At 72.3% G+C, this 3,446-nt stretch carries 4 protein-coding genes; 1 reads left to right on the top strand and 3 read right to left on the bottom strand.

Annotation, left to right across the window (positions count from 1 at the left end; genetic code table 11):
• The coding region (locus OZN99_RS27850; RefSeq protein ID WP_270938477.1) for a caspase family protein at positions 1–878 on the bottom strand (878 nt) is incomplete at its 3' end.
• Positions 879–1,227: 349 nt separating this feature from the next.
• Between OZN99_RS27850 and OZN99_RS27845 the strand changes: the two genes are divergently transcribed.
• On the top strand, positions 1,228–2,550 hold the full coding sequence (locus OZN99_RS27845) for an acetyl-CoA hydrolase/transferase family protein (protein ID WP_270938476.1): 1,323 nt from the start codon (positions 1,228–1,230) through the stop codon (positions 2,548–2,550).
• Between the two features lie 3 nt (positions 2,551–2,553).
• Here the strand turns inward: OZN99_RS27845 and truA are convergent, their stop codons facing one another.
• Positions 2,554–3,315: a tRNA pseudouridine(38-40) synthase TruA gene (gene truA / locus OZN99_RS27840; protein ID WP_270938475.1), complete on the bottom strand. Its 762-nt coding sequence runs from the start codon at positions 3,313–3,315 to the stop codon at positions 2,554–2,556.
• Position 3,316: 1 nt separating this feature from the next.
• On the bottom strand, positions 3,317–3,436 hold the full coding sequence (locus OZN99_RS27835) for a hypothetical protein (protein WP_408611960.1): 120 nt from the start codon (positions 3,434–3,436) through the stop codon (positions 3,317–3,319).
• Positions 3,437–3,446 lie beyond the last annotated feature (10 nt).

Below are 3,446 nucleotides of genomic sequence, written 5' to 3'. Positions count from 1 at the left end.
CGGTCCGCCACCGCGCGCGTCGGTCCCCACTGCCCAGCTCCGCCCGGCACGGCGGCCGGCGCGGCTGCCTGAACCGCTGTGGAGGCCGCCGGGGCCGGCGCCGGCGCGCCCGCCCCGGCCGGCCGAAGCACCACATCCGCCACGAGCGACGAATTGTCCCACGGCACCTGCTGCCCGCCGGTCGCCTGCACGACCGAGCGGCGCACCCGCGTCATAACCTGCCGCACGTCCAGCCCCGGCTCCCCGAGGTGGCGCACCAGCGCCGCGCTGAAGGGGCTGTTCCGCCCGGTTCCGTCCGCCGCCACCGTGCCCGGCGCGGTCGCGAAGGCGACCAGCGTGCCGAGATCCGCCGTCTCGATCCGCCCCAGCCCGCGCGAGACCGAGCGCGTGCCCGCAACCGAGCGCAGCGTCACCGCGAAGGGATTGTCGCGGCAGGCGTCGAGGAACAGCAGACGCGCCTGCGCGCCCTGCATCGCCCGCAGCACGGACGCGACCTTCACGGTCTGGAAGTCGGTATCGGTGAGGGTGGTCAGCCGGGCATCGACGGGGATGAGCAGGTTCTCGCCCTGCACCTCGATGCCATGTCCGGCGAAGAAGAAGGCGGCGACCTCGGCCCCGGTGGCGTCGCGGCTGAACTGCTGCAGCGCGGCTTCCAGGCTGGCCCGCGTGGCATCCCGCAGCAACTGCACACGGAACCCGAGTCCGCGCAGCGCCTGCGCCACGTCCTCCGCATCCCGCGTTGGATTGGCGAGCCGTGGCACGGCTTGGTAGGCGCCGTTCCCGACCACCAGCGCCACGCGCGCGCCCGGCTGCGCAAAGGCAGACGCGGCCGCCCCGAACAGCGCCATGAAGACGACCAGGAAGAGCGTGCGGCGCACCTCTGATCCTCCTGCCATTGGGGCGGACCATATCGTTCCGTCTCCCGAACCGGACCATCCTGCCGCGTCGTGCGTCAAGCTGCGGCCGCGCTGGGCGCGACGGTCAGATCGGGCGCAGGGCGCTGATGTGCGTGGCCTTAACGGATTGTTTGTGTTATGTTCTTTCCGCCGCGGGGTGAACCGCGCCCGCCACGACGCCCGGGCCCGGGGAATTTGTCCGGAACGCGCAGGCGGCGCTTTCCCAACTCGTCGAATCCCGCCGCCCCAGGCATTGTTCCGCCGTTCGGGGCGACCGGGCGCGGCCGGGCTGACCCAGGCCGGGCCGGGCAAGGCCCGCCGGGGGGATCCGATGGGGCAGAAGACGCCGCGGCATATCTCTGCCGCCGAGGCCGCCGCGCTGGTGCAGTCCGGCGACTGGCTCGACTACGGGGTGACGCTGCTGCAGCCCGATGTCTTCGATGCCGCGCTCGCGGCCCGCAAGGCCGAGCTGCGCGACGTGCGGATCCGCGCCTGCCTCTCGCTGCGGCCGCGCGCGGTGCTGGAGGCCGACCCGGAGGGCGCGCACTTCCAGTGGTTCAACTGGCACTTCTCGGGCTACGACCGCGTCAAGCACGATTCCGGCCTCAGCCACTACATCCCCTGCAACCTCGGTGAGATCCCGGACTACTACCGCCGCTTCATCGACCGCGTGGACATCGCGGTCATCAAGGCCTGTCCCGCGGATGAGCAGGGCTTTTTCAACTTCAGCGCCGCCAACCTCTGGCACCGCGCGGTGATCGAGCGGGCCCGCGTGGTCATCGTCGAGGTCACGCGTGGGCTGCCCTACGTGGTCGGCGAGCAGAACGGCGTCCACCGCAGCGAGGTGGACTTCATCATCGACGGCGACGACCGCCCCGCGGCCGAACTGCCGAACCCGCCGCCCACCGAGGTGGACCGCGCCGTGGGCCGGCTGATCGCCGCCGAGATCGAGGACGGCGCCTGCCTGCAGATCGGCATCGGCGGCATGCCCAACGCCGTCTGCGCGGTGCTGCTGGACAGCGGCGTGCGGAACCTCGGCATCCATAGCGAGATGCTGACCGACGGGCTGGTGGAGCTCTACCGGGCAGGGCAGGTCACCGGCGCCGCCAAGGCGCTGCATCCCGGGCGCGTGGCGTTCAGCTTCGCGCTCGGCTCGCGCGCCCTCTACGACACGATCGACCGCAACCCAGACTTCCTCTGCCTGCCGGTGGACCGGACCAACGCGCCGGACGCGATCATGCGCAACCCGCGCGCGGTGGCCATCAACAACACCACGCAGATCGACCTGCAGGGCCAGGCGGCTTCGGAATCCGACGGGCATCGCCACCTGACCGGCACCGGCGGGCAGCTGCAATTCGTACGCGGCGCCTACGCCTCCGAGGGGGGCAAGTCCTTCATCTGCCTGTCCTCCACCTACGAGAAGCGCGGCGCGCGGCGCAGCCGCATCGTGCTGAGCCTGACGCCCGGCAACATCGTCACCACGCCGCGCTCCGACATGATGTACGTCGTCACGGAATACGGGATCGCCAACCTGAAGGGGAAATCGGTGGCGGAGCGCGCCACGGCGCTGATCAGCCTCGCCCATCCCGACTTCCGGGAGGAGCTGTCGCGCGAAGCGCGCGAGAAGGGGCTGATCCCGCGCCGCTTCGTGTGACGCTCAGGACCAGTCGGGCTCCGGCTCGTAGCGCGCGAATCGGAAGACCAGGCCCTCCGCGGGCGCAGTCTGCCCGGCCTTCGTGCGGTCGCGCCCGTCCAGCACCGCGCGCGGCCAGGTCACCGGCCGCTTGCCGGCGCCGACCTCCACCAGCGTGCCGACCAGGTTTCGCACCTGGTGATGCAGGAAGCTGCGTGCCTCCGCGACGATCACCACCTCCTCGCCGATCCGGCTCACCTCCAGCCGGTCCAGCGTGCGCAGTGGCGACTTCGCCTGGCAGGCGGCGGCGCGGAAGGCGGAGAAGTCGTGCTTCCCGAGCAGCATCTGCGCCGCCTCGTGCATGGCGGCCGCATCCAGCCGGCGCTTGACGTGCCACAGCCGCCCGGCCTCCAGCGCCGGCCGCGCGGCGCGGTTCATGATGCGGTAGCGGTAGCCGCGGCCGATGCAGGCGAAGCGCGCCGACCAGTCCTCCGCCACGCGGGCAGCTGCGAGGACGACGACCGGATGCGGCGCGGTGCGGGCGTTGATCGCCTCCTTCACCCGCTCGGGCGGCAGGTCGGCGGCCAGCAGAAGATCCGCGACCTGTGCCTCGGCATGGACGCCCGCATCGGTGCGCCCGGCGGCGGTGACGGTCGGCGGTTCGCCACGGTTCAGCGGCGCCGCGGCTGCCTCCACCACCTGCTGGATGGAGAGACCCTCCGCCTGGCGCTGCCAGCCGACGAAGGGTGTGCCGTCGTATTCCAGCTTCAGCGCGTAGCGCGGCATCTCACGCCAGCACCGTGGCCGGCGGCAGCGCATAGCCGCGCAGGAAGGCCGCGGCGTCGGTCGCTGCGCGCCCGGCGCGTTGCAGCCGCGTCAGCCGCAGCGCGCCCGCGCCGCATGCCACCGTCGGCGCG

The organism is Falsiroseomonas oryzae, from assembly GCF_027856955.1.
Lineage (GTDB): Bacteria > Pseudomonadota > Alphaproteobacteria > Acetobacterales > Acetobacteraceae > Falsiroseomonas > Falsiroseomonas oryzae.
The sequence above is the reverse complement of the archived record's forward strand: the minus strand, read 5'-3'. Positions and strand labels throughout refer to the sequence as shown.

Excerpts from the sequence above, each read along its gene's own strand:
- truA (WP_270938475.1), bottom strand. The coding sequence starts at position 3,315 with ATGCCGCGCTACGCGCTGAAGCTGGAATACGACGGCACACCCTTCGTC.
- OZN99_RS27845 (WP_270938476.1), top strand. The coding sequence starts at position 1,228 with ATGGGGCAGAAGACGCCGCGGCATATCTCTGCCGCCGAGGCCGCCGCG.